This is a genomic window from Leptothermofonsia sp. ETS-13, assembly GCF_049200465.1.
Lineage (GTDB): Bacteria > Cyanobacteriota > Cyanobacteriia > Leptolyngbyales > Leptolyngbyaceae > Leptothermofonsia.
Genome location: NZ_CP120836.1, coordinates 1,701,844 through 1,725,221, shown reverse-complemented (window position 1 = coordinate 1,725,221; position 23,378 = coordinate 1,701,844). Strand labels below are relative to the sequence as shown.

Sequence of the window (23,378 nt, the reverse complement as noted above, 5' to 3'; positions counted from 1 at the left end):
AGTGCCCGTCCTCAACTATCCGTTGAACATCCTCCTGCTATCAACCCCCGTTGGACCGCTGGGTTCTGGTCTGGGTGGTGGTGTAGAATTAACTATCCATAACATTGCCAAAGCTTTATCCCAGCGGGGTCATGGAATAAAAATTGTGGCTCCTGCGGGTTCGATCTGCGCGTCTTTCCCACTGGTGGAAATTGCCGGTGAGCTACAAACCACCGCCCAAAGCGAGGGGCGAGATGCTTTGATTACTCTGCCGCCCGATCCAGTCCTGGCGAATATGTGGGACTATGCCCACCAGGTACAGGATGAGTATGATTTGCTGCTGAACTTTGCCTACGATTGGCTTCCCTTTTACCTGACCCCATTTTTCCGGTGTCCCATCGCTCACCTGGTCAGTATGGGGTCGCTCACTGAGGCCATGGATCGGATCATTGGGCAAGTCGCCCTTCAGTTTCCCAATACCGTTGCTGTTCACACCCAGGCTCAGGCAGAAACCTTTCCCTTTTCAGAACGCTGTCGTCCTATTGGCAATGGGTTGGATCTCTCCCTCTATCAGTTCTGTCCTGAGCCTGCTGACTACCTGGGCTGGGTGGGTCGGATTGCCCCGGAGAAGGGATTGGAGGATGCAGTCGCGGCGGCCCAAAAGACTGGAATGCAACTGAAAATCTGGGGTATATTGCAAGATGCTCCCTACTGGCATGATATCTGCGATCAGTTCCCCAATGCCCCTGTTAGCTATGAGGGATTTTTGCCTACCCATCAGCTGCAACAGGAACTGGGAAAGTGCCGGGCACTGATAATGACACCGCGCTGGGTAGAAGCGTTTGGCAATGTGGCCATGGAAGCGATCGCCTGTGGAGTTCCCGTCATCGCTTACCGAAGAGGCGGCCCTACCGAAATCATTATCGATGGTAAAACCGGCTGGTTGGTAGAACCGGATAGTGTCGATGGACTGGTACAGGCAATTGCCCGACTTGACCAGATAGACCGCCATGCCTGCCGCCAGCAGGCCGAAGCCGATTACTCCCTGGCAGCGATGGGTGATCGCCTGGAGCAATGGTTTGCAGAGATAGCAGGAGCCAGGAGCCAGAGAGGAAAAGGAGTGAATGAGTGGATGGGTGGGAGGGTGATGGAGTAAAAAACTCACCCTATCACCCCATTCCCCTATCACTCCCTCATTCCTCTTACCTCACTCCCCACCTAACTGCTCTACCGGACGCACAATGGCTGGAGTTGTAGGCCGCTCTGGCTCAAAAATGGCTCGCAGGGATTGCTCCAGGGTTGCGGCCATAACGATTCGATTTTCGTAGGCAACAATGACCCTTGCCAGGGTGGGCAGACTATTTTGAGTAGCCTCCAGGTATAGGGGTTCCACATAAAGTAGGGATTGGTTGATGGGGATGACCAGCAGATTTCCCTGAATTGCCTGAGATCCCTGACGATTCCACAGCGAAATTTGCTGCGAAATTACCGGATCTTGATTGATCCGGGCTTCAATTTGTTCGATTCCAAAAACCAATTGTTCTTTAGGAAAAACATAGAGCAGTGACTTACCATAGTTCTCTCCATCAGAGCGGGCGGCCAGCCATCCTGCCAGATTAGTCCGGGCTCGTGGTGTGAAAGGAAGCAGTTGGATAAATTCTTCCGTTGCCGCAAATGGCAGTTTCATAATCAGGTAATAGGACTCAACCAGTTGTGGCTGATTACCATAGATTTCGGTGGGTATCTGCCACTGGTCTTCCCGGTTGTAGAAAACCTGTGGATCGGTCATGTGATAGGTCATCAACCGCTCAGACTGAGCTGTAAACAGGTCAATGGGGTAACGAATATGGCTTCGTAAAACGGCTGGCATATCATCCAATGGCTTAAACACATTGGGAAAAATAGCTGACCAGGTTTGAATAATTGGATCTCTGGGATCTGCTACATAGAAATTGACCGAACCGTTATAGGCATTAATGACAACCTTGACCGAGTTGCGGATGTAGTTAAACGAGCCAATACTAGGGAGTTGGGTGGGATCGGAGTAGGGATAGCGATCGCTCGTTGTATAGGCATCTACGATCCAGTAAAGATAGTTGGGGGTTGTGGAACCGGAGGCGTTTGAATTCACCCGTTTCTCCTGTCCGTTTTCCCAGGTGCCTTCTACATCTGCTACCACGAGATAGGGATCCCGGTCATAGGTTAGAAAAGGAGCGATCGCCCGGATGCGCTGGTTAATATTGCGGCGGAATAACAGTCTGGTCTTGGGCGTAAAGTTATTGGTCAGAACCATTTGCCAATCCCTTAAGTAGACGGCAAATAGCCAGCGTCGCCAGAGCGGACCAATATTTACCCCCCCTGAACCGTCGTAGATGTTATAGATGTTTTCGTTGCCGCTGGGGTAATCCAGTTCCTGCACCCGCGTCCCTGTCATGATATAGGTGTTGGTTAATTCACCGTAGTAGATGCGGGGGTGGTAAATGGGAATTCGTTTGCGAATGAGTGGGCTAGAGGTATTCAATGCCCCAGCATCCACGGTTCCTGCCCCTGTTCCAATGTCTTTAACAAAGTAGTAGGGTAACCCACCTTCTGCCACCTGGTTAACGGGACTCAGGGTAAAGCCATAACCGTGGGTGTAAACCAGGTGTTCGTTAACCCAGGTCTGGGCAATTTGCGGAACCGCACTGTAGTCCAGTTCACGGGCAGAGATCAAGACTTGCTGGTTTTCGGAGGGAACCGGGGAAGCAAGGGAAGTTGGGGAAGAGGGGGAGATTGCTTCCTCGCTGTCGAAAGCGTATCGATCAATATCAGCATCGTAGAAGCGGTAGTAAAGCCGAATCTGCTGGAGTTGACGATTCGTTTGCAACAGGGGACGCGTGTCCCACAGGCGGATGTTACGAACCGTGAGGTTATTCTCTTGCAGGGCGGCATAGGTAAGCGTGCCCTGGGGATTAAAGGTCTGGACGTCAATACTTTCCAGGTCAAAAGCTTCTCTGGTGAGGGCAATGTTGTGCTGGATGAAGGGCCTTTCCCGTGCCAGCTCGTTAGGTTGCACCACTATACGCTGAACGATGTCAGGCAAGAGGGAACCAGCAATCGCCACCAGGGCCACATAGCCACAGAGCAAAATTAGCGTGTAAGGGCGAACCTTCTGCGTACCCGTGAGCCGGAAGCCATTGCCAGCAACCTTGCTCCCATTTTTGGGTAAGCCCCTAAATGCTTGCCAGAAGAGGAAAAGAGCGATCGCCACTGCCAGCAAACTCAGTACTGTATCGGCTGGCAGTACCACTCGAATATCTGTATAGCTGGCTCCATAAACGACGCCCCGGGGCGAGTAGAGTAATTCATAGCGACTTACCCAGTAGCTCAAAGCCACTACCAGCATCAAACCTCCCCCCAGAGCACACAGGTGCCGCCGCTGCATAGGCGAAAATCCGATAAAATACCCCTGACTAAGGCTATCCCCCGACAGCAGGTAAGTAAGCGTAACGGCGGCTAACCCATAGAGCAGCAGTCCCGCCAGCCAAAATTCCAGCAGTATCCAAAACGGAAGAGAAAAAATGTAAAAGCTGATATCTCTGGAGAATAGGGGGTCTGTCTGGTTAAAGGGGGTGGGATGGAAAAACTGCAAAATCTTTCCCCAGTTAGCGGACAGTACTGCACCCAGCGCAACACTCAGGATCACGGCAATCACCCTGAGAAGAACCCTGGAATAAATCAACAGGGCGATCGCACCCAAAATCAACAACCCCATGCCCAAAAAGGGAATGAACGGGAAATCCCTCGGAAAGATTAAATTCTGAATCATTTCCCAGACCGTTTCAGGTCGAAAGCGGCCTGGTATAGAAGGCAGCGTCCCCGGCTGATCCAGTGGCAGCAACCACAACTTCCACACCACCTGGCCGTAGTGAAGGGTAAGTAGAGCTAAAAACAAGCTCAGCCCCAGAACCAGGGGAAGCAGCCACCGAAACGGAAGGGAAAGAAAGTAGGATGTTGGCAGTGAGAAGCTAGCCGATGATTTTGCTGACGGTCTTCGTTGAAAGTTCCAGACTCCCGTTTCAGTAATGGGTTCAGGGACTTTTCCTGTTCTCTGCCTGCCTCCCATCTCCAGCCTGTGATGCTTTAACTGCTGAGCCAGGTGCAGGTTGCTTAGTAAAAAGAAAAGACTGGCTGAACTGACGATCGCCCAAATCACTACCTTCGACTGTAGCCGCAGCCAGTAAGCGGGAAGATAGCCCAATGCCTGAAACCACAGTATCTCCGCAATCAAACGGCAACCTAGCCAGGCTACCAGCAGCAGCCCTAGAAATACAGCAAGGAGCCTAGGTACCCGCCTCTTCATGGCATAAACCTGTCGCGTAGATAGCGAACGAACCTGAACTGTCTAAAGTCTAGCGTTCAAAGGTACTTTCAAAATGCTGAAATCCCTGTTCAAGTGACAATGGCATCTCTGCATGGTTTTTGTCAGCATCAACCAGAACAATTCCAGGTTCAGCAGTGATCACTCCAACAATGGTCGCTCCTGTTAGCGTGCTCACCAACCGTTGAGCCACCTCTAAAGGCAGGCAAAGCACCAGTTCAAAATCTTCCCCACCGTACAGTGCCCAGTCCAGGGCCTTGTCTGCCCCTACCCACGCCACCAGAGCAGGCGGAAGCGGAATTTGACTTCGCTCTACCCTGGCACCAACTCCACTGGCCATACAGATTTGGACGATCGCATCAGCCAGACCATCACTGCTGTCCATTCCGGCAAGGTGGGGAGTAGGGAAGGGAGGGGAAGGGAGGGTAGATCGGCTCATCCCCCCTGCTCCCCAAACCTGCCACAGGATCGGCAACACATCCAAGCGGGGATTGGGACGCTGATGGGATTGGATCAGGGCAGCGCGATCGCTGGGTTCAAGCCCCTGCCCTAATTCGGGGTGCAGCAAAAGTTCCAGGCCAGCACGGGAGGCACCATGAATACCAGTAACCAGGATGGCATCGCCGGGTCTGGCGGCGGAGCGGCGAATGATGCGGGTGGGATCAGCTTCTCCAAAGGCCGTAATCGCGACTGTGGTGACTGGTGATCGCACCACGTCCCCTCCGACAATGGCCGTTCCATAGGTTTGTAAACAGTCCACCATCCCCTGATAGAGCCGCTCTATCCAGGTGACGGGGACGGTTCCTGGAACTGCCAGCCCAACTGTAATGCCCAGGGGTGAGGCTCCCATCGCTGCCAAATCTGATAGATTAGCCGCCACCGCTCGCCAGCCAGCATCCTCCGGACGGGTGGTTCGGTCACTGAAGTGAACCCCATCTACCAAGACATCTGATGTAACAATTAGCGATCGCCCCGGTGACGGCGTCAACACCGCCCCATCATCCCCCACCAGTTCTGCCGGACAAAAGGACTGTAAACGCCTGAGTAAGCCTTGCTCCCCTACATCCCAAACCAGCAAATTCTGCCCGCTGTTTCTGTCCCTCACCACTCATCCCCTGGCTTTTCACTCAGGGGCGTTCTGCGGAGTTTTGGAAATCGATAAAAGGTGTCCCCATCCGCATCTACCTCGATCTCTGCGCCAAAGTACTTAACCTGAGTATCGAGAAATTGCTTGGTTGTCTCCGCATCCACCTTTGCCTCTACAGCTAGTTGAATCAGGGAAAGACACCCGTTCTCTGCTTCTAGCAGGTAGTAGAAGGCTCTTTCCAGCCGCTGCTTTTGTTGATTGTTGCTAATTGATCGAATCAGGGCTGAACTGGCCAGCAAGCAAACTCCAGCGATGAAGACCCACTCAAGAATAGCCATGGCATACAATTCCTACGCCACATCAGGCTCCACTAAATTTTCCAAACCCTTGATAACTTTGGCTGACTCGATCTTGTCACCCGCTCTTAGCTTTCCTAAAACCTCTTTGCCTTCGATCACAAAGCCAAATACGGAATAGCGCCCGTCGAGCAAATTCAAGCCTGCTGGAGTCAATTCGGGTTCAAACAAGAAAAAGAAGAATTGGGAAGAACCCCCGTTGGGATCTTCAGCAGGACGGGCCATTGCCAGTGCCCCATAGGCAGAAAAAGGCAATACGGGCAAGTCTTTATATCGTCCGACATCCTCCAGGGTGACGCCATAGGTGGGAGCTTCATCTCCCTGTACCAGAACTTCCAGGGGAATTGCTCGATACTGCTTCGTTTTAGGATCAATAAAGCCAACTTCGGGACCAGGTGGGTCACCGACTTGCAGAACGTAGGAATCTTCCTGGCGGGTAAAGGGGAGACCGTTGTAGAAACCCCGCTGTACCAGGTCAACAAAGTTACCAGCCGTGACTGGAGCGCTGTAGCCATCCACCACGGCTACCATCCTGCCTTTGTTGGTGATGAACTCGATGGTGGCACGTCCTTTCAATTGGGGTAAGTTGCTATATTCCTTCGGCACCTCGTAGGGAAACTTCTGAACCATCAGTTCTTCGAGTTGCCCAACCAGGTCAAGCAGGTTGCTTCGTTCGGTCAAAACCTGTTCCCGATTTTTGGCTTCCCCAGCAGCCTGAAGTTGAGGGAGGGCTTCTTTTAGTTGGGCAATCAACCGTTCGGCTTCGGGTTTCTTGGAGTCTGGAACACTGGCCAGCAGGGCGGCTTCGCGATCGCTCAAAATCCTGGATGCTTTGTTGATATCGCTTAAAACCATGCCCCAGCGCCTTTGAGCACGGAGTTGCTCTGAAATATCTTCCAGATCTTTTTGCAACTCACGCACGGTGGGATTATCGATGGGTAAAGCATTTCGCAACAATGCCTTACCATCTGTGATTGCATTTCCAGCAGGCATACTGCTGGGTCGTTTTGCCGCCGCACTCAGCCCCAGGGACAAAACTACCAGCAAGACGAGAGTGACTGCGGTTCTTAGCCAAGACTGAATGCGGTCAAAATTTTTTAATTGCATATTTAACCATCGCTCAAACGGCATTCATCCGGGCAACCTGGACAGCGAGGCAAACTTTCCCCAAAAAAGAGCCCAACGCAGAAGCAGCCCTAATCTCTTATCTTGCCACAGGGGGAGACATTAGAACTTACTCTACTGAATCCTTACTATTGGTCAGCCTCTGGGGGGTAAAATGGGGTGCCAAGCATTTTCTCAAACGATTCTCAAAGAACTCATGATCTCCAGTAATGATTTTCGGCCAGGTGTCAGTATCGAGCTAGACGGGGAGGTCTGGCGGGTCAGGGATTTTCTCCATGTTAAACCGGGAAAGGGTTCTGCATTTGTGCGTACAACGCTTGAAAACGTAAAGACTGGAAAGGTTCTGGAGCGCACTTTTCGAGCGGGTGAAACGGTGCCTCAGGCAAACTTGGAAAAGATTACTATGCAGCACACCTATAAGGATGGGGAAGACTACGTCTTTATGGATATGGAATCCTACGAAGAGTCGCATTTGAGCGCGAGTCAAATTGGCGATCGCGTCAAATACCTGAAAGAAGGGATGGAGGTCAACGTGGTGCGCTGGAATGACCAGATCATAGGTGTTGAACTGCCCAACTCGGTTGTGCTGGAGGTGATTCAAACCGATCCGGGGGTTAAGGGAGATACAGCAACGGGTGGCACCAAACCGGCGATCGTTGAAACCGGAGCCCAGGTGATGGTTCCTCTGTTTATCTCGATTGGAGAGCGGATCAAGATTGACACCCGCAACGATAGCTACTTGGGCCGGGAGTAGCTGGTAAGGGTTTGCTCTAAGCTCAACCTCGTTTCAGTCCTGGTGAGGGGTGGATGGGTGAATGAGTAGATGGGTGGGCCTCGATGGGGTGATCCAGTTCTCACTGATCCCTACTCGAACAGGCAAATTCCCAAGAAATAGCAAACAATTGGTGTGATTGAAGGGAGCTACGAAGACTGTGCCACTGGATTTGAACGAACTCCGCGAACTACTGGCAGCGATCGGTCAGACGGATATTGCGGAACTCACGCTGAAAAGTACCGATTTTGAGTTGACGGTGCGGAGGGGAGTTCAGGCGAGGGAACTGACTCCTTCTGTCAGCATTGCGGCGGCTCCTTCGATGGTTTCTGCTACCAGTAGTCCGGCATCGGCAGCCAGGGAAGTTCCTGAAGTGGCTCCTGCGTTGCCCACCTCCTCGCCCCCGCCGACCAGCCGCCGCATGCTGGAAGTGGTTTCTCCGATGGTCGGTACGTTTTATCGTGCGCCTGCGCCTGACGAGCCGCCGTTTGTGGAAGTGGGCGATCGCATCCGCAAAGGGCAAACCGTGTGCATCATCGAAGCCATGAAACTCATGAATGAACTGGAGTCAGAAGTTTCTGGGGAAATCGTTGAAATTCTGGTGCAAAACGGCGAACCCGTCGAATATGGTCAACTGTTGATGCGGGTAAACCCAGACTGATTTCTATGCCCTATCCCGTTCTTTACGTCGCCATTACCAACCATGGGTTTGGGCACGCAACTCGTTCGGCATCCATTGCCGCAGAAATCAAGCGGCTCTGTCCCGATATCACGATCATCCTGACAACAACCGCGCCCCACTGGTTGCTGGCATCCTATATTCAGACCGACTTTATCCATCGACCTCGTGCTCTGGATATCGGGATCTTGCAGAGTGACAGCATCACCATGGACAAACCCGCTACGCTGGAAAAACTCAAACAAATTCGAGCCCAGCAGAACAGCCTGATCGCTTCCGAAGTCACCTTTCTCAAACAAAATCGGGTTGGGCTCATCCTGGCAGATATTCCACCGATCGCCGCCCTGATCGCCAGAGCAGCAGGAATTCCTTGCTGGATGTGCAGCAACTTTGGTTTCGACTTTATTTACCGTCCCTGGGGGGGCGAGTTTGTCGAAATTGCAGATTGGATTGCGGACTGCTTCAGTCAGTGCGACCATCTCTTTCGGCTCCCGTTACATGAACCCATGAGTGCCTTTCCAGTGATCACTGATGTCGGCTTTACCGGCGGCTCTCCCCGCTACAGTCCAGAACACATTCGTCAAATGTTGGGGATTCAGGTTCCCCAGGAGCGTACTGTGTTGATGTCCTTTGGTGGCCTGGGGCTGAGCGCAATTCCCTACCACAATCTCCAGCGCTTCCCCGACTGGCAATTTCTCACCTTTGATCGCAACGCTCCCAACCTACCCAACCTGATTAAAGTCATTGATAACAGCTACCGCCCGGTTGACCTCATGCCCATTTGTGGACGAGTCCTCTCAAAACCGGGCTATAGCACCTTCTCTGAAGCCTGCCGCACCCAAACTCCTCTCGCTTCCATTACCCGCGACGATTTTGCGGAAGCCAGAGTCCTGGTTGAAAACGTCCAGCACTACATTCCGTATCAAGTGTTGGCTCCAACCGAGTTTTTTGAAGGAGACTGGGAGTTTCTGCGCCAGCCCATGCAGCCTCCCCGCTCGTCCCAACTGGAAATCACCGATGGCAACCAGACCGTTGCACAAGCGGTGATCAACTTCTTCCAAAACGCGTAACATACTCACATACGAGTTGGTGGCACCAATGCAATAAAGAACCACCTCAAGGACTAAACTCCATGACATCCACACCTGTCAGAGAAAAGCACCGGGTCAAAATCTACACCACTGACCAGTGGAAAATTCAAGGAGATGTTTCCATCCCCGCCGGGGGCTACAACGCCCGCCTGTCAGACTTCCTCAATAATGACAACACGTTTATTGCGCTGACCAATGCAGTGGTTTACGGCACTGATAGCAAACTGTTGGCAAACGAGAGTTTTCTTTCAGTCAATAAGCAGGCGATTAAATTGGTGGTTGAAGAAAACCAGGATGGTTCTCAGTTTCCCTAAATTGTGTCTTCCCTAAATTGCGTCTGAATTTGGATTTCGGTGCTTTACACTACCGCTAAAGTACTTTGTGAGTCCAGGTTTCGTGCAAATAAACACAGGCTATTCCACCACTTTTACCTGAGTTTCTAAGCTCACTTTTTGATACAGTTCCTCAATGTCTTTGTTGTACATCCGAATACAGCCGTGGGATGCAGCCCTGCCGACCGACGATGGATTGGGGGTGCCGTGGAACCCAATCCAGTTTTTGCCATCTGTCCAGAAGCCAATCCAGTAACGACCGAGGGGATTTTCAGGGTCACCCGCAGGAATGGATACTCCTTTTTTGAGGGGATGGATCCAGGTGGGGTTCTTCAGTTTCTGCAGGACCTTGTAAGTTCCTTTGGGCGTTTCCCACCCAGGACGACCGATCGCAATGGGATAGCTCTTAACCACCGTTTCTCCCTGGTAAAGTACAACCCGCCGCCGCTTAAGCTGAACCTCTAATCGTAATGTCTGGGGCTTTATGTCGGAATCGGCAGTATCGGATTGGGAGGAGACAGACTCAGAGAATGATGAATTGGAGGAGGTAGATAAAGAACTGGAAGGCGTCTCTGCCGGAGGTTTGGGAAGGGGAATATTCAACTCAACTACATTACCTGGTTGAGTTAGCAGCTCAACCGTTGAAGTGTTGGCGTAAGCCCGCTTGTTGAAATCCAGCGTGGCATCGGTCAGCACGATCGCTGCAAGTGACCCAAAAGCTAGTACAGCAAAACGAAAGTTTTGTTGGAGGGTGCAGGAATGGAACCCCTGCTTGGGGGCGGCCCCCCCCAACCCCCATGTTGCAAAATTTAGTGTTTGCAACACTAGTTTGACCAGGCAATGCTGCATTTTGGAAATTAGAAGACAAACCAGGGTTTACAAAGAGCTGAGGGGTCCGGAATTACGAGTCAGGTGAGGTGTGAGCGGAAGGAAAGGATGATTGGTAGGACGACATTGCTATCCTGCCATTGGTAAAGAACATTTGGATCTTATAAGCCGAAGTTAGAAAAACACAACGGTAGTTGTCTAATCGTAGTCGTCTAATCATTGATGCCCCCACTCCTGTGGGAAACCCCTTTTACCATTCCTAACTGAATTGCGATCGCTACCAGCAGACTGATTGTAATCCTGAAGACACATATATCTCCATCAACCTTTAGTTAGAGCCTGGGGCTGCTTGAATCGCAACCAATTGTCGTTATCGCTAATGAAAAAATGAAGCCGCCTACCCCGCCAACCAACCCAATCATTTACCCCTACAACAGTACTGAGTTATCTCTGAGAAAATTCTCAGAAAAATATCATAGGTCTTCAATCAACACTTCAGATGGCTATCATTCCAGGGCTTGGGCCTCAAGCCATAATTAGCGTAAATCGCAAGGCATGGTGTTGAAACAATAGCCTCAATTTCAATTATGAGTTGAAGCTATGGATTCCAATACTCTCCTGATTTGACTGTATTTGTTTATTCATTGAAGGACTTCCAATGATGAGAATTAGAAATCTTCTGATCCTGGGGGTGGTTCCCGTTCTGGTTTTTGGCTGTGCAAAAGAAGCACCCACTACTCAATCTGCTGCCAGCCCTACTGTTGAAAGCCCAGTTACCACCTCAAGTCCAACCTCATCGGACATAAGTTCTGAAGTAACAAAATCTGCCAAACAAGTGAGTACAAAGTCTGGCAACTTTGTTTCGGGGGAGCATCCCACTCAAGGAACCGTTCGGGTTGTGTCCCAAAACGGCAAAACGTTGATAGAACTCGATTCCGCATTCAAAACTTCGGAAATGGGGCCTGATCTGGTAGTTGGCTTGCATCGTTCCAATAATGTCATTGGCTCTACTACTCCCCCTGCCTACCCTTTGAAAGAGGGCGACTATGTTGTCATTGCTCCCCTCAAAAAGTTTAGCGGTGCTCAAAGCTACGAGGTTCCCAAAACAATTAACGTAGCGGATTACAAATCGGTTGTGATCTGGTGTCGAAAATTTAATGCAACGTTTGGTGCAGCGGATTTGATGTAGTGGTGGCCCCAACAAAGTGATGATGAGCGGCGCTAGCCGCCATCATTAAAATCCTTTCACAATCCAGATAGGATTTCTTTTCATAATTTGGGCGCTACTGAATATATAGCGGTAGTCATTATGGTTAGGACAGGGTGCAGGGGTGGAACCCCTGGCTGGGGGCGAAGCCCCCACTCCCTCTCTAATTCCAATGTTCTAACGCTCCCGCGTAGAGCTATAGCAATATTTCCAGGAGAACACCCATGACACCTGAAGGAAAAGTGACTCTGGTAACAGGAAGTAGTCAGGGAATTGGTCAGGCGATCGCCGTTCGTCTGGCCCAGGAAGGAGCTCAGGTTGTGATCAACTATCGCTCAAATCCGCAGGGGGCAGAGGAAACCCTGGCTAAGGTACAGGCAGCAGGCGGTCAGTGCCATCTGGCTGAGGGCTATTGTGACAACGAAAGGGGTTACAGTGTATGCCGATCTGGGAATGGTGGATGATGTGCGCCGTCTGATCAAAGCGGGGATTGAGCATTTTGGTCGGCTGGATATTCTCGTCAATAACGCCGGAATTGAGAAACATGCCCCCTTCTGGGAGGTTACCGAGGCCGACTATGAGGCGGTAATGAACGTCAATTTGAAAGGCGTCTTTTTTGCCGCTCAGGAAATGGTGAAACATTTAATTGAAACGAAACGTCCCGGCAAAATCATCAATATCAGTTCTGTCCATGAAGATCTGCCCTTCCCGAACTTTGCAGCTTACTGTTGCAGCAAAGGTGGAATGAAAATGCTGACCCGCAACCTGGTGGTGGAGCTGGGTCCTCTGGGAATCACTGTGAATAATGTTGCCCCTGGTGCGATCGAAACTCCCATCAATACCAAACTGTTGAATGACCCGGCCAAGTTAGGAACTCTTCTGCAAAATATTCCCCTGAACCGATTAGGACAACCCGGAGATGTGGCTTCTCTGGTGGTATTTCTGGCTTCCTCCGATGCCAATTACATTACGGGTACAACGTTCTTTGTGGATGGTGGGCTGTTGTGGAACTATCACGAACAGTAATATGAACTCCTTACGTCATCACTATCCGGAGTACCTGATGGAAGCGGCTGGTTTAGGGATTTTCATGATCTTAGCCGGATCTGTAACTGCCATTTTAGAACACCCCACTTCCCCAATCCATCAGGCAATTCCCGATCCATTGCTGCGCCGATTAATTATTGGAATAGGGATGGGATTGACGGCGATCGCAATTGTCTATTCCCCCTGGGGCAAGCAGTCAGGTGCCCACCTCAACCCTGCCTTTACCTTTACCTTCTTTCGCTTAGGTAAGGTGAAACCCTGGGATGCATTCTTCTATATTCTGTTTCAGTTCTTAGGCGGATTAATTGGGTTATTGTTGGCTGGCTTGTTACTGCGAGAGGTACTTGCCCATCCATCAGTCAATTACATTGTCACCATTCCCGGTTCTGGTGGTGCCATAGTGGCTTTCTTAGCAGAAATCATCATCTCCTTTGGCATGATGCTGATGGTGTTATTTGTTTCCAACCGCCGACGACTCCATCGGTACACTGGTATCTTTGCTGGAATTTTGATTGCCATCTACATCACAGTTGAAGCTCCCCTTTCTGGTATGAGTATGAATCTAGCTCGCAGCTTTGCTTCAGCTTTATCAGCAAATGTTTGGACTGCTTTCTGGGTTTACGTTACAGCCCCTCTTACTGGGATGTTGCTGGCAGCAGAACTTTACGTGCGTCTCATGGGAGCAAAAGCCGTTCGATGCGCCAAGCTACACCATCACAACAATAAACGTTGCATTTTTCGATGTGGTTATCGAAAGTACGCAACTCGCAATGGATCGGAATTAAGTGATTCCTTCAAAAAGTTGCATTAGATACAGCTATAGCCATCAGGCTGAGGACGGGGCGCAGGGGGGAACCCCTGCACCCCGTTCAAATTTTAAGAAGGATCGCTATACTCACCCGTTCAATCCTCTTTTCATTCGCCACGATGAAACAGCCAATCAAAATCATGAGACGGGCGATCCTGTCCGTTTGTATTTTCGTTTCTGTGACGACCTTTGCTCAGGAACCTACCCTTCCCCAATCGGATAGCAGCCAGCAATCTATTGGGTATCTCACTACCCAACAGGTACCCAACCAGCAAGCAGTGGTCGCTGTGGAATCGGTAGGGATGACAGTCTCTAATATGGATCGAGCGGTTGAATTTTACTCGCAGGTTCTTTCCTTCAAAAAGGTATCCGATGTGGAGGTGTTGGGCACCGGGTATGAGCAGTTGCAGGGGATATTCGGAATCCGGCTGCGGGTGGTGAAAATGCAATTAGGGGAAGAGTTGATTGAACTGACGGAGTATCTGACCCCTAGGGGGAAACCTATCCCGGTTGATTCAAGGAGTAACGATCGCTGGTTTCAACACATTGCAATTGTGGTGAAAGACATGGACAGAGCCTACCAGCATCTGCGCAAGTTTAAGGTGCAACACACCTCCACCGCACCGCAACGATTACCTGACTGGAACAAAGCTGCCGCAGGCATTCGTGCCTTTTACTTCAAAGATCCCGATGGACACAATTTAGAGATCATTTATTTCCCGCCCGGTAAGGGAAATCCCAAATGGCAAAAATCTACCAATCAGCTATTTCTGGGAATTGACCACACGGCGATCGTGGTTTCCAGCACTGCCAACAGTCTCAAATTTTATCGAGACTTGTTAGGCTTAGAACTTGTGGGTGAAAGTATAAATTACGGCACTGAGCAGGAGTATTTGAATAATGTGCAGGGAGCGAGACTGCGCATCAGCGGACTCAAATCGCCTGCCGGACCCGGAATCGAATTTTTGGAATATCTGCACCCCACCGATGGGCGATCGCTGCCTGCGGATGCCAGACCCAATGATTTACTGCACTGGCAAACAACGCTGGTTGTGAACAATGTAGAGGCGATCGCTCAACGATTACGCCTGAACCAGTCCACTTTCATCTCTGCCCGTGTAGTCATCCTTCCTGAGCAAACATTAGGCTTCAAAAAAGGAATTCTGGTACGGGATCCCGATGGTCACGCCTTGCGGCTGATAGAGAAGCCGGAGATGTAGTTCGTCAAATCTATCTGTTGCCAGGTTGCTCAGGACATTGGCTTTAAGGAGGGTGCAGGGGTTCCAACCCCTGCACCCTCTGTCCTCAGCCTGGTGGCTATCGCTATACGAGTATAGAAATAGCGGTAGCATAAACCCAGGCAAGTGTGGACTTCCAATCACCTCAGTTTATGAATCTTCCTACCTGGATTACCGTTTCCCGTTTGCTGGTCGTACCACTACTACTTTATGGTCTACGTAATCCAACTCCAGAGGGGCGTTGGGTCATGCTGGTACTGTTTCTCATCGCAGCGGGTACTGACTGGTTAGATGGTTATCTGGCTCGTCGGTTGAACCAGGTCACCGAACTGGGAAAGTTTCTTGATCCACTGGTGGATAAGTTCCTGGTGCTGGCTCCCCTGCTGGCGCTGATTGAACTGGGACAGGTACCCGCCTGGGGAGTGTTTCTAATCCTGGCACGGGAACTGGCGATCGCGGGCTGGCGCGTTAACCCCAACCTGCGCGGTAGTTCAGAAATTCAGGGGGCAAATCTTTGGGGTAAGTTAAAAACCGTGAGTCAGATTGGGGCGATCGCTCTCCTGATTGCTCCCCTATCAGCAGATTGGCGAATTCCGTCCCTGGTGGCTTTTTGGATTTCTGTAGCACTCACACTGATTTCGGGAGCCATTTACCTGTTGCCAGAAAAAGTAAACCAGAAATAATCTGCGATCGCCCCCTCCTTCTGGTTCTGAAACTCTTCCGGTGGGTTCAGCAGAATTGAAACCTGGGAAACTTTTGGGACACGACGAGCGACGCGACTGGGAATGCCGTCGCCATAGACCACGTGACCCTGGCCGACAAGGACGACAACCAGGCGTTTGGGCTCCTGTTGCAGGCTCTGGGCAATGCGTTCTGCCATCGTTTCATCCCACAGAACCTGGGCTTGAAAGAAGCGCTCAAAATTGGCCTGACTGGTTTTGCCGTGGTGAATATCGTCGTAGATCTGGCCGAGTCTTTGGCGGTAGGAGACGGGACCAAGGGCGATCGCAGAATTCGGTGGAATGAATCGCTTTTCAGCCAATGTCAGACTCTCTAACCCAGAACGGGCAACCTTGCGAGTCACTTCGGTGAGAGTGTTAAGCGCAATCACAGGCAATCCCTTATCCCTGGCAAAGCGCACAATGGGGGCATAAAATTCCCAGGGAAAACCCCAGCGTTTTGGGTACTGGCTTTGCTCGATTAATTCAGCTTCGGTGATTTTGCCAGCCAGGTAGCGGTCGATCACAGGCTGGTAGGGACGCTGAAACATTTCCATCCCAACTACTAATTGGGGGTTAAGGCGATGGAGGGCCTGAATAATGGTCAGTTGAGCCTGATGGTCTTCCGGGCGATCGTGGGTTTCGCCCAGGTAAACCACATTCACACGCGCGATTTTCTTTAGAACCGATTCGACACTGAGGGGTTGTTGCGTTCCAGGTCGCACAATCGAAAACGGTTGATCCGTTGTCGCCTCTGCCCTTGCCAGGTTAGTCAAACTACCAGCAGCAGACAGATACAGAAGCATCCCTAATGAACAGGTGAGGGATACCTTGGCGAGCCAGATTATTGATTTCATGGAAAAAGGTTAGTTGCTGTGAGAGTTTAAACCGATTCCTGGACTTCTTAATTAAGATCCCAAAAATAATAATTAAAAGTTAAAGTTTAGTAAAAAACGTGTTGCTTTTTAAAGCAGAGCAGCAGGATACTTTTTTCAATCCTGTGGCGTCACAGACAATTTCTTGCTGAGAGTTAGCTTTGTTGTAGAAAAGTGCGGAATTCGAGTTCAAGTTTTCCCCAGGAAATTTCACCGGGTTGTCAGTTTGTCTCCCTGTTTGATCTTTTAACAAAGAGTAAATAATGATGAACTTCTCACCATCGACCTCGGCTTCGAGTCAATCTTTTGTTGCCAAAAGTTTCCGATTTGAATCCAATCATTCTTCCAATGCACTCATCTCTGATAAGCCTCACATGTCCAATCTTCATTCGCTGGCAGCGTTGTGGGCAAGAAAATATGTGATTTCGTTGAAGAGCCGGGATGAGGCAGAGAAGCTCAGACATAACAGAAACCTGGTAGATGTATCTTCAAGGGAAGGGCGCATTAACACGGCCAGAAATTTGATGCAGAGTTTGAGTCTGGCGAGTGCTCAAGCCTGGTCAAAGACCGAAATCTTACTAGCTGGAGAGATTCAGCGACATGGAATCAATCCGCAATTAATTGATCCCTGGCAGATTGCAGCAGATTCTCATCAACTGTTTCAAAAATGTTTGGCAGCCTATGGCGATCGCGTCACTCCCCGGCGGCTATCCGTCATTGTTGGAGAAGATTTTGGGCGCATCCGACAAAAATATACAGCCAATGACCCGCGCACCCTCGGCTTTGTCAGTATGCAATTTCATTACACTGGCATGGTTTTGCTAGAGCAGCTTTCTCTGGGTGAACAGGCATTGTTTGCTCCTTACTTAAAGGTGATGGATGATCACCTTTACATGCCGCTGAAAGCAGCCTACGAAGCGGCTGCCAACTACGAGATGAACTCTCCGGTTCTGATTGCCGTTCAAAACCTGTTGCCCATCAGCACCCGGATTGCCCACGCCGTTTGTAACCAGGTTTGCCGCCTGCGCCCCAGCTATACCAGCTACAGTGGCAACCTCAGTTCACCCACTGTGCAAGTTTCCAGCATCCGGGATGTGGAAATGTTTCAGGTCTATCTCTGCCTGTGCGTGTTAGAAAACAGTATTCGCTCTGTGCAGCAAGAACTGTTTCCTCTCTGTGTGATGCTTTATCCCCGTCTGGGTGTCAGTTGGGAACTGGTTCAGGAGATGCTGCGTATCATGGGTTGGGAGATGCATGAACGTCTTTCCCCTGATCAACTTTCTGTGTTCTACCCCTTCCTCAAGGCGTTGACTGAAATGTTTTCTTTAGAAGTGTTTCAGGGTAGTGCCGAATAGCCGTTCCTATTAGCCTGGCCAGCGAAGCACTACTACCTCTTCCCGCAACTGTTCTCTGGTGGCAGTTGCGGTGCGAGTGCGAAACAGGTCGATGCTCACAACTTCATAACCAAGGGACTGAGCAATGTCTGCCAGCAGGCTACCAGTACGAATTAAAATACGAAAGTAGGATGCCTGATCTCCTACAACATAGGCAAGTTGCGCACCCGGCCGCAGAATCGATCGCAACTCAGTCAGATGTCGGGCCATACCACCAAAATAGAGTTTGGTGGCTCTGGCATAGAGGCGTTCAAAACCACTGGTTTTGCCCAGTTCAATCCGTCGTGCTTCGATCGCCGCTGCAATCTGTTGAATTTCTGCATGATCGGCAACCCACTGGTCATCGGTATCAATTTTGTACACATTGCGGGTGTTAGAACGTACCAATCCCTGCTTAAGGGCACGCAGTTCTTCTTTGCTGCGAATGAAGCCCAGCAACACTGACTCTAAGCGGGTAGTGCGGGTGTAATCTTTTTCGTTGGGGTAGGGAGGGGATGTGATTACCGCATCGATGGAGCCTGGTTCCAGCACTCTGTGGAGCTGACGTGCATCGGCATGGTGGACGATTGCAGTAGTATCGGCTAGCCCTTGCAGGGACAGCAGGTCACGGGCGATCGCCCTTACCCCTTCTATCCACGCTTCTACAACAGGTGCATCCGTTTTGGTTCGCCCAACTCCGACTTCAGGACCAAAATGCAGATTGCTGATCGAAGTAGTCAGTGCTTTGGCGAGAGCCAGACGTTCATGGCTATCGTACTGAGGGTTAGCATTCTGTCTCAGGTGTTTCAACAATACCAGGGTCTTGTGTAAAGGCAGGGGGCTGATGGAGTCCTTCAAAATTAGCTTGGCCTGCTCGTAAGGAAGCTGTTGCAGGGGAGGGTGGGGAAACGGTTCAAATAGGGGGAGCGTTAACAATCCTTCGATTCCCGTAGCGGCTAATTCGGCGTAGGTTGCTGCAGCAACTTGGCTCGCATGTTGCATTAATCCTTCAGGGTTGGGGAGCCAACACACCTTAGCCTGGCTGGCAAAGTAAGCCATTGGGTTTGCCTCAACCCCCACACTGGGAATACCTAGTTTTTTACATTCCACTAGCGTGGTGCCCGTTCCACAAAAGGGGTCAAGGACTCGCTGGCGATCGCACACTCCAAACCGATTCAGATAATTGCGCACCAGATGGGGCGGAAAGGAAAGGACAAACCGGTACCAGTCATGGGCGGGGCGATCGCTGGCAGAAAGCTGGTTAATTTCAGTACGGTAGCGGTTTTGCTTATGAGAATCAGCGGGTAGGGGGGCTTCCAGGGATGGCACTAGTCTTTGGAAATCCAGTTAACTCAAGGCATAGTGTATCTCGATTTCTGAAAGTTGCATCTCGATTTCTGAAAGTTGCTTAGCTCTTTGCCCCCGATCCATTTACCGCACGAACCCGGGGTGAATCTGACAGAACAGCAATCATCCCCGTTCGCTCTGTTTCTAGCTTCGTGTCGGCCAGCAAATCCACTACGGGAACTCCCACAGTGGTTTCAATCAGTTCCCTGAGTTGAGGCTGAATCGCTTCACTGATATCTGAGTGAATTTGCTCAACTAAATCCTCTTTTCCATTACTGGCCAGAAGTTGTTCTGGCTGGGTTACGGCATTTTCTAATACAATCGCAATTTTTTCGTCAAAAATTTGACAATCAACATTTCCCAATCGATGCCCAAGCTGGTTTCGGTATAAGGCCTGGATCCTCTGAGAAAGTGCCCGTTCTAATTGACCACGAGTTGGCATGGAATTTGTCATAGAATTTGATATAGAAGTGTAGTTTAAAGAATATTTGATGATGAACATTTAAGCTTTGACAGAGCCCGATAGCTATCTATCTGAAGGATAATCCTGAATCTTCCGCCCGAAGGAATGTTTGCACTTTAGTGAGCTTTGTAGCTAAACAAACCTTAACCTCTGGCTTAGAGCGACCGTGTATACACAGTAGCAACGAGGGAAGGGGTTTGGGGGTTAGGTCTGAGAGGTTTCCAGCGGAAACAAATCACTTATGTGTAAGTAGCTAGGCGTAATTAAATTAGGGATAATTTCGGGGATGGAGAGGGTGGAAACCCCCTCCTGGGGGCGTAGCCCCACTCCCCCCTTTACAAATTAATGATGACTTCTGCTTACAGGGTATAGCGATCCCGCTTGAAATTTGAACAGGGTGCAGAGGTGGAACCCCTGCGTAGGGGCGAAGCCCTTGTCCACAAACTATTTGTGAATGCTATAGCTGACTTAGAGAGGACAATTGCGGTAGATTACAAACCATGCATAGCTGCATTTCGCTAGCTTTGTTGCAGATCCTAGGATTTTCTTAAGATTAATTTATTAATATAGCTAGAGCTTTTTCTAAAGCGTCATACTAGAAGCTGGCATTGAGCAGTCCCTTAATCAGCTTGGAGTTATCTTCTGCCTCAAGATGGATTTCACTGCCAACCTGGTGGGGAAAGTCGAACAGCCATTCGAAAGCGCTAAATTTGTATTGCACCAAGTTTGCCGCTAAGGAAGTCTGTCGTCTGCTCTTCTTAAAAGCAGACTCAATTTGTTACTTTCCCCAATGGAGCACGACATGCCTTCCCCCTGGGATTTCAATCGGCAAGCAGTCATTCTCACAGTAGATGACGATCAGGACAACTTGATGCTGCTAGGCTACCAATTGTCATTACTGCTGCCCTGCTCGGTTCTCACTGCTATCGACGGTCAATCAGCATTACGACTGGCAAAACAATCTCTTCCCAATCTCATTTTTCTAGATATCATGTTGCCTGACATGGATGGATTTGAGATCGTTAGCCAACTTCGGCAGGATCCCCAGACCCAAGAAATTCCTGTGATTGCTGTTACGGCGATGGCGCGGTTACAAGATCAGGAAACTGCTTTTCGGGCAGGGTATGACGGTTACCTGCTGAAACCCTATGAGCTTGAGAGCTTAGAAGTTCTGATATACCACTATCTCAACATGGCCTATCCCCTTTCAAGTTGAGGAGAGAACGCTGAGTAGCCGCTTTTTTCGTTTCTGGAAATATCTCACCCCCGCAGTTCTTTGGGAAATTCTGAAGCGAACTGCCAGGCAGCGGCTACCTGGTCTGGCATCAGAAATGGCCTACAACGAGATGCTGGCCCTGTTTCCAGCGATTCTGGCGCTGTTTACAGCGGCTGGCCTGGTTAAGACTTCTGAAAAGACATTGCTGGAACTGGCTAACCAGTTGTCGCGGGTCGTGCCCAAAGAAGTCTTGACCCTGGTTCAAAACTTCATTCAGGAAATTACCCATATCAGAAGTGAAGGGTTGTTTTCACTAAGTTTCATTATCTCCTTGTGGGCTGCTTCAGGGGCGTTGAGTGCAGCCATGAGTGCGCTTGACCAGATTCACCAGATTCCGCCTGCTCAGGTTCGCCCTTTTTGGAAAGCCAAGCTAGTCTCTCTGGGGTTGACTGTCGGTACCATTTTGCTGCTCATGACGGCATCCCTGCTGATCTTTATCAGCGACCTGGGGATTAAGTTAGTGGCAGTCCACAGCGGAGGATTGGAGCCCTGGGTATTAACTGGATGGCGATTATTGACATTACCCCTGGCTCTGGGGATTGTGGTGCTGGCTTTTGCTTTTATTTACCGATTTGGACCAAGCCGCTGGACAAGGGGTAATCCCATTCTTCCGGGTGCCATCCTGGCAGCTGTTTTTTGGGCCTTTCTCTCTGGTGTATTTCGGTTCTATGTTTCCCGGTTTGGGCAATATAACAGGGTGTATGGCGCGGTTGGTGCGGTGATTGTACTGCTGCTATGGCTTTACCTGTGCTCTCTGGTTCTGTTGATGGGGGCACAGTTGAATGTTACGGTTGGAGCGGCAATGCGGGCAGCCAGTAGGGGAAATAAGGACCAGAGAGTTAGGGTAAGGCAATGAAATGATCGCCAAACCTTACTCTTCTGGATTCATGATCTTCATCATCCCATTCAAGGAGGTGTGCCATGCCCAGAGCCGCCATTATTCAACCCGATCAGTCCTACACCTTTACCGATTACTTCAGGCTCAACTTTGCTCCACAAGACATTCTGGCGTATTTCAACGTTTCCCTGCGGCGTTGCTCTCTGACCCTGCCCCGCTATGCCGGAATGCTCGATCGCCTCAACGACCTCAAAACTCGCATTGAAGAAAGCCTGCCCCGCCTGAGCCTCACCAGCGAAATGGCACGGCGAGAGTTTCTGATTGCCCCAGTGCTGACTGATGTCTTGCACTACACCCAGGCCACTCTCAATGTTGAATATCCCATTGCTGTCAACAACCAACTTAAGGGAACGCTAGACTACTTGCTTCAAAATCACCAAACGTTTCTAGTGATCGAAGCCAAAAACGAAGACCTGGAACGAGGTTTTGTGCAACTGGCGATTGAACTGATTGCCCTTGATCAGTGGATCGAGTCAGACCAAACCATTCTGCAAGGGGCAATTTCAACCGGAAATATCTGGCAATTTGGACAGTTTGATCGCCAATCTCGTGAAGTGACTCAAGACCTCAACCTTTATCGTGTTCCTGCCGATTTAGAAGACCTTTTGCGAATCTTAGTCAAAATTCTTGAACCCTGAATCCCTTGCTCTACAGGACTGTCACCTCGCGGGAGTAGAGCCGTCCATCTTCCATGTGAAGAATGCGATCAGCAACATCCAGAATCCGATTGTCATGAGTTACCAACAGAATAGCAGAGCCCTGTTGTTTTGCTAGCCTCTGCATGATTTCAACCACATCTCGACCGGATTTTCTATCCAGAGCAGCCGTGGGCTCATCGGCCAGGACAATTTTGGGTTGACTGACAAGGGCACGGGCGATCGCCACTCGCTGCTTCTGCCCTCCCGAAAGCTCATGGGGATAGTAATCTATCCACTCGCCCAACCCAACCGCTTCCAACATCGCCTCTGCCTTATGTCTGCGGTCTTTGTCGGACAGTTGATCGTGTAGCTCAATTGACATCTGCACATTTTGACGGGCTGTAAGAGAGTTCAAAAGGTTGTGGGACTGGAAGATGTAGCCAATGTTGCGCCGTAGTTCAACGAGTTTTCTTTGGGGAGCCCCCTTTAATTCCTCCCCCAGTACTTTCATACTGCCCTCTTGAGTAGAACGCAGAGCACCAATCAGTGTCAGCAGAGTGGTTTTACCAGACCCAGAAGGACCCGTCATGATAACAATTTCGCCCGGTTGAATCTCACTCGTGATCTCAAACAATACCTGCTTACGCAACCGCCCAGTTCCGTAATAGTGATTGACACGATCAATGGCGATAATGGGGTCTGGCATAGAGAGGGGGATGGGTGATGGGGGGATGGAGTGATGAAGAGGTAGATGGATAGATGAATGGATGGGGCACTCATCTACCCATCCACTCTTTCTGGCTCCTAGCTTCTTTCTTCTTTCTTCTTTCTTCTTTCTTCTTTCTTCTTCCTGCTCTCCTTCTATCACCCCGTTACCCTT

General features: G+C 50.2%; 24 protein-coding genes. 15 read left to right on the top strand and 9 right to left on the bottom strand.

Features of this window, described 5'->3' with window-relative positions; all coding sequences use genetic code 11:
• Position 1: 1 nt before the first annotated feature.
• Positions 2-1,135 carry a glycosyltransferase family 4 protein gene (locus tag P4D80_RS07690; protein ID WP_421658422.1) on the top strand — a complete coding sequence of 378 codons (1,134 nt, stop codon included), beginning with the start codon at positions 2-4 and terminating at the stop codon, positions 1,133-1,135.
• A 51-nt stretch (positions 1,136-1,186) separates the two neighbouring features.
• Here the strand turns inward: P4D80_RS07690 and P4D80_RS07685 are convergent, their stop codons facing one another.
• Genes P4D80_RS07685 through P4D80_RS07670 form a run of 4 tightly spaced genes read right to left on the bottom strand, consistent with a single transcriptional unit; the run spans position 1,187 to position 6,889 of the window.
• Positions 1,187-4,321, bottom strand: a complete 3,135-nt coding sequence (locus P4D80_RS07685; RefSeq protein WP_421658421.1) for a UPF0182 family protein — start codon at positions 4,319-4,321, stop codon at positions 1,187-1,189.
• A 49-nt stretch (positions 4,322-4,370) separates the two neighbouring features.
• Positions 4,371-5,444, bottom strand: a complete 1,074-nt coding sequence (gene thiL, locus P4D80_RS07680; protein WP_421658420.1) for a thiamine-phosphate kinase — start codon at positions 5,442-5,444, stop codon at positions 4,371-4,373.
• A complete protein-coding gene (locus P4D80_RS07675) occupies positions 5,441-5,764 on the bottom strand; it encodes a hypothetical protein (protein WP_421658419.1) in 324 nt (107 codons plus the stop codon). Before P4D80_RS07675 ends, thiL begins: the two co-directional genes overlap by 4 nt.
• A gap of 12 nt (positions 5,765-5,776) precedes the next feature.
• The gene (locus P4D80_RS07670; RefSeq protein WP_421658417.1) at positions 5,777-6,889 is read right to left on the bottom strand and encodes a peptidylprolyl isomerase; all 1,113 of its coding nucleotides are present in this window, start codon (positions 6,887-6,889) and stop codon (positions 5,777-5,779) included.
• A gap of 214 nt (positions 6,890-7,103) precedes the next feature.
• Here P4D80_RS07670 and efp point away from each other — a divergent pair, with 214 nt between their 5' ends.
• The 4 genes from efp to P4D80_RS07650 all read left to right on the top strand — a co-directional run bounded on the left by efp (position 7,104) and on the right by P4D80_RS07650 (position 9,763).
• Positions 7,104-7,661, top strand: coding sequence for an elongation factor P (gene efp, locus P4D80_RS07665; RefSeq protein WP_421659503.1), 558 nt, complete (start codon positions 7,104-7,106; stop codon positions 7,659-7,661).
• A gap of 178 nt (positions 7,662-7,839) precedes the next feature.
• On the top strand, positions 7,840-8,340 hold the full coding sequence (gene accB, locus P4D80_RS07660; RefSeq protein ID WP_421658416.1) for an acetyl-CoA carboxylase biotin carboxyl carrier protein: 501 nt from the start codon (positions 7,840-7,842) through the stop codon (positions 8,338-8,340).
• 5 nt (positions 8,341-8,345) lie between these two features.
• Positions 8,346-9,428 (top strand): glycosyl transferase, encoded by a 1,083-nt coding sequence (locus P4D80_RS07655; protein ID WP_421658414.1) that lies wholly within the window; start codon positions 8,346-8,348, stop codon positions 9,426-9,428.
• Between the two features lie 62 nt (positions 9,429-9,490).
• Positions 9,491-9,763: a hypothetical protein gene (locus P4D80_RS07650; protein WP_421658413.1), complete on the top strand. Its 273-nt coding sequence runs from the start codon at positions 9,491-9,493 to the stop codon at positions 9,761-9,763.
• A gap of 99 nt (positions 9,764-9,862) precedes the next feature.
• On the opposite strand, the gene P4D80_RS07645 is transcribed toward P4D80_RS07650, so the two are convergent.
• Entirely contained in the window at positions 9,863-10,630 is a 768-nt protein-coding gene (locus tag P4D80_RS07645) for a L,D-transpeptidase (protein ID WP_421658412.1), read from the bottom strand.
• Positions 10,631-11,267: 637 nt separating this feature from the next.
• Between P4D80_RS07645 and P4D80_RS07640 the strand changes: the two genes are divergently transcribed.
• The 6 genes from P4D80_RS07640 (at position 11,268) to pgsA (ending at position 15,592) form a co-directional block, all read left to right on the top strand.
• A complete protein-coding gene (locus tag P4D80_RS07640; RefSeq protein ID WP_421658411.1) occupies positions 11,268-11,798 on the top strand; it encodes a DM13 domain-containing protein in 531 nt (176 codons plus the stop codon).
• A 242-nt stretch (positions 11,799-12,040) separates the two neighbouring features.
• A complete protein-coding gene (locus P4D80_RS07635) occupies positions 12,041-12,280 on the top strand; it encodes an SDR family NAD(P)-dependent oxidoreductase (protein WP_421658410.1) in 240 nt (79 codons plus the stop codon).
• Complete coding sequence (locus P4D80_RS07630; protein ID WP_421658408.1) at positions 12,231-12,842, top strand: SDR family NAD(P)-dependent oxidoreductase; 612 nt, start codon at positions 12,231-12,233, stop codon at positions 12,840-12,842. Before P4D80_RS07635 ends, P4D80_RS07630 begins: the two co-directional genes overlap by 50 nt.
• Position 12,843: 1 nt before the next feature.
• Positions 12,844-13,674, top strand: coding sequence for an MIP/aquaporin family protein (locus P4D80_RS07625; protein ID WP_421658407.1), 831 nt, complete (start codon positions 12,844-12,846; stop codon positions 13,672-13,674).
• Positions 13,675-13,790: 116 nt separating this feature from the next.
• Complete coding sequence (locus P4D80_RS07620; RefSeq protein WP_421658406.1) at positions 13,791-14,891, top strand: VOC family protein; 1,101 nt, start codon at positions 13,791-13,793, stop codon at positions 14,889-14,891.
• Positions 14,892-15,061: 170 nt separating this feature from the next.
• Positions 15,062-15,592, top strand: a complete 531-nt coding sequence (gene pgsA, locus P4D80_RS07615) for a CDP-diacylglycerol--glycerol-3-phosphate 3-phosphatidyltransferase (RefSeq protein ID WP_421658405.1) — start codon at positions 15,062-15,064, stop codon at positions 15,590-15,592.
• Here the strand turns inward: pgsA and P4D80_RS07610 are convergent.
• Entirely contained in the window at positions 15,559-16,485 is a 927-nt protein-coding gene (locus P4D80_RS07610) for a ChaN family lipoprotein (protein WP_421658404.1), read from the bottom strand. The genes pgsA and P4D80_RS07610 overlap by 34 nt on opposite strands.
• Before the next feature lie 392 nt (positions 16,486-16,877).
• Here P4D80_RS07610 and P4D80_RS07605 point away from each other — a divergent pair, with 392 nt between their 5' ends.
• Positions 16,878-17,858: a hypothetical protein gene (locus P4D80_RS07605; RefSeq protein WP_421658402.1), complete on the top strand. Its 981-nt coding sequence runs from the start codon at positions 16,878-16,880 to the stop codon at positions 17,856-17,858.
• 9 nt (positions 17,859-17,867) lie between these two features.
• On the opposite strand, the gene P4D80_RS07600 is transcribed toward P4D80_RS07605, so the two are convergent.
• Positions 17,868-19,205, bottom strand: coding sequence for a DNA methyltransferase (locus P4D80_RS07600; RefSeq protein ID WP_421658401.1), 1,338 nt, complete (start codon positions 19,203-19,205; stop codon positions 17,868-17,870).
• A gap of 79 nt (positions 19,206-19,284) precedes the next feature.
• Complete coding sequence (locus tag P4D80_RS07595) at positions 19,285-19,677, bottom strand: DUF2294 domain-containing protein (protein WP_421658400.1); 393 nt, start codon at positions 19,675-19,677, stop codon at positions 19,285-19,287.
• Positions 19,678-20,488: 811 nt separating this feature from the next.
• On the opposite strand from P4D80_RS07595, the gene P4D80_RS07590 reads away from it, so the two are divergent.
• The 3 genes from P4D80_RS07590 (at position 20,489) to P4D80_RS07580 (ending at position 22,498) form a co-directional block, all read left to right on the top strand.
• A complete protein-coding gene (locus tag P4D80_RS07590) occupies positions 20,489-20,902 on the top strand; it encodes a response regulator (protein WP_421658399.1) in 414 nt (137 codons plus the stop codon).
• On the top strand, positions 20,871-21,818 hold the full coding sequence (locus P4D80_RS07585) for a YihY/virulence factor BrkB family protein (RefSeq protein ID WP_421659502.1): 948 nt from the start codon (positions 20,871-20,873) through the stop codon (positions 21,816-21,818). Before P4D80_RS07590 ends, P4D80_RS07585 begins: the two co-directional genes overlap by 32 nt.
• A gap of 65 nt (positions 21,819-21,883) precedes the next feature.
• On the top strand, positions 21,884-22,498 hold the full coding sequence (locus tag P4D80_RS07580) for a hypothetical protein (protein ID WP_421658398.1): 615 nt from the start codon (positions 21,884-21,886) through the stop codon (positions 22,496-22,498).
• Positions 22,499-22,508: 10 nt separating this feature from the next.
• On the opposite strand, the gene P4D80_RS07575 is transcribed toward P4D80_RS07580, so the two are convergent.
• On the bottom strand, positions 22,509-23,204 hold the full coding sequence (locus P4D80_RS07575) for a DevA family ABC transporter ATP-binding protein (protein WP_421658397.1): 696 nt from the start codon (positions 23,202-23,204) through the stop codon (positions 22,509-22,511).
• Positions 23,205-23,378 lie beyond the last annotated feature (174 nt).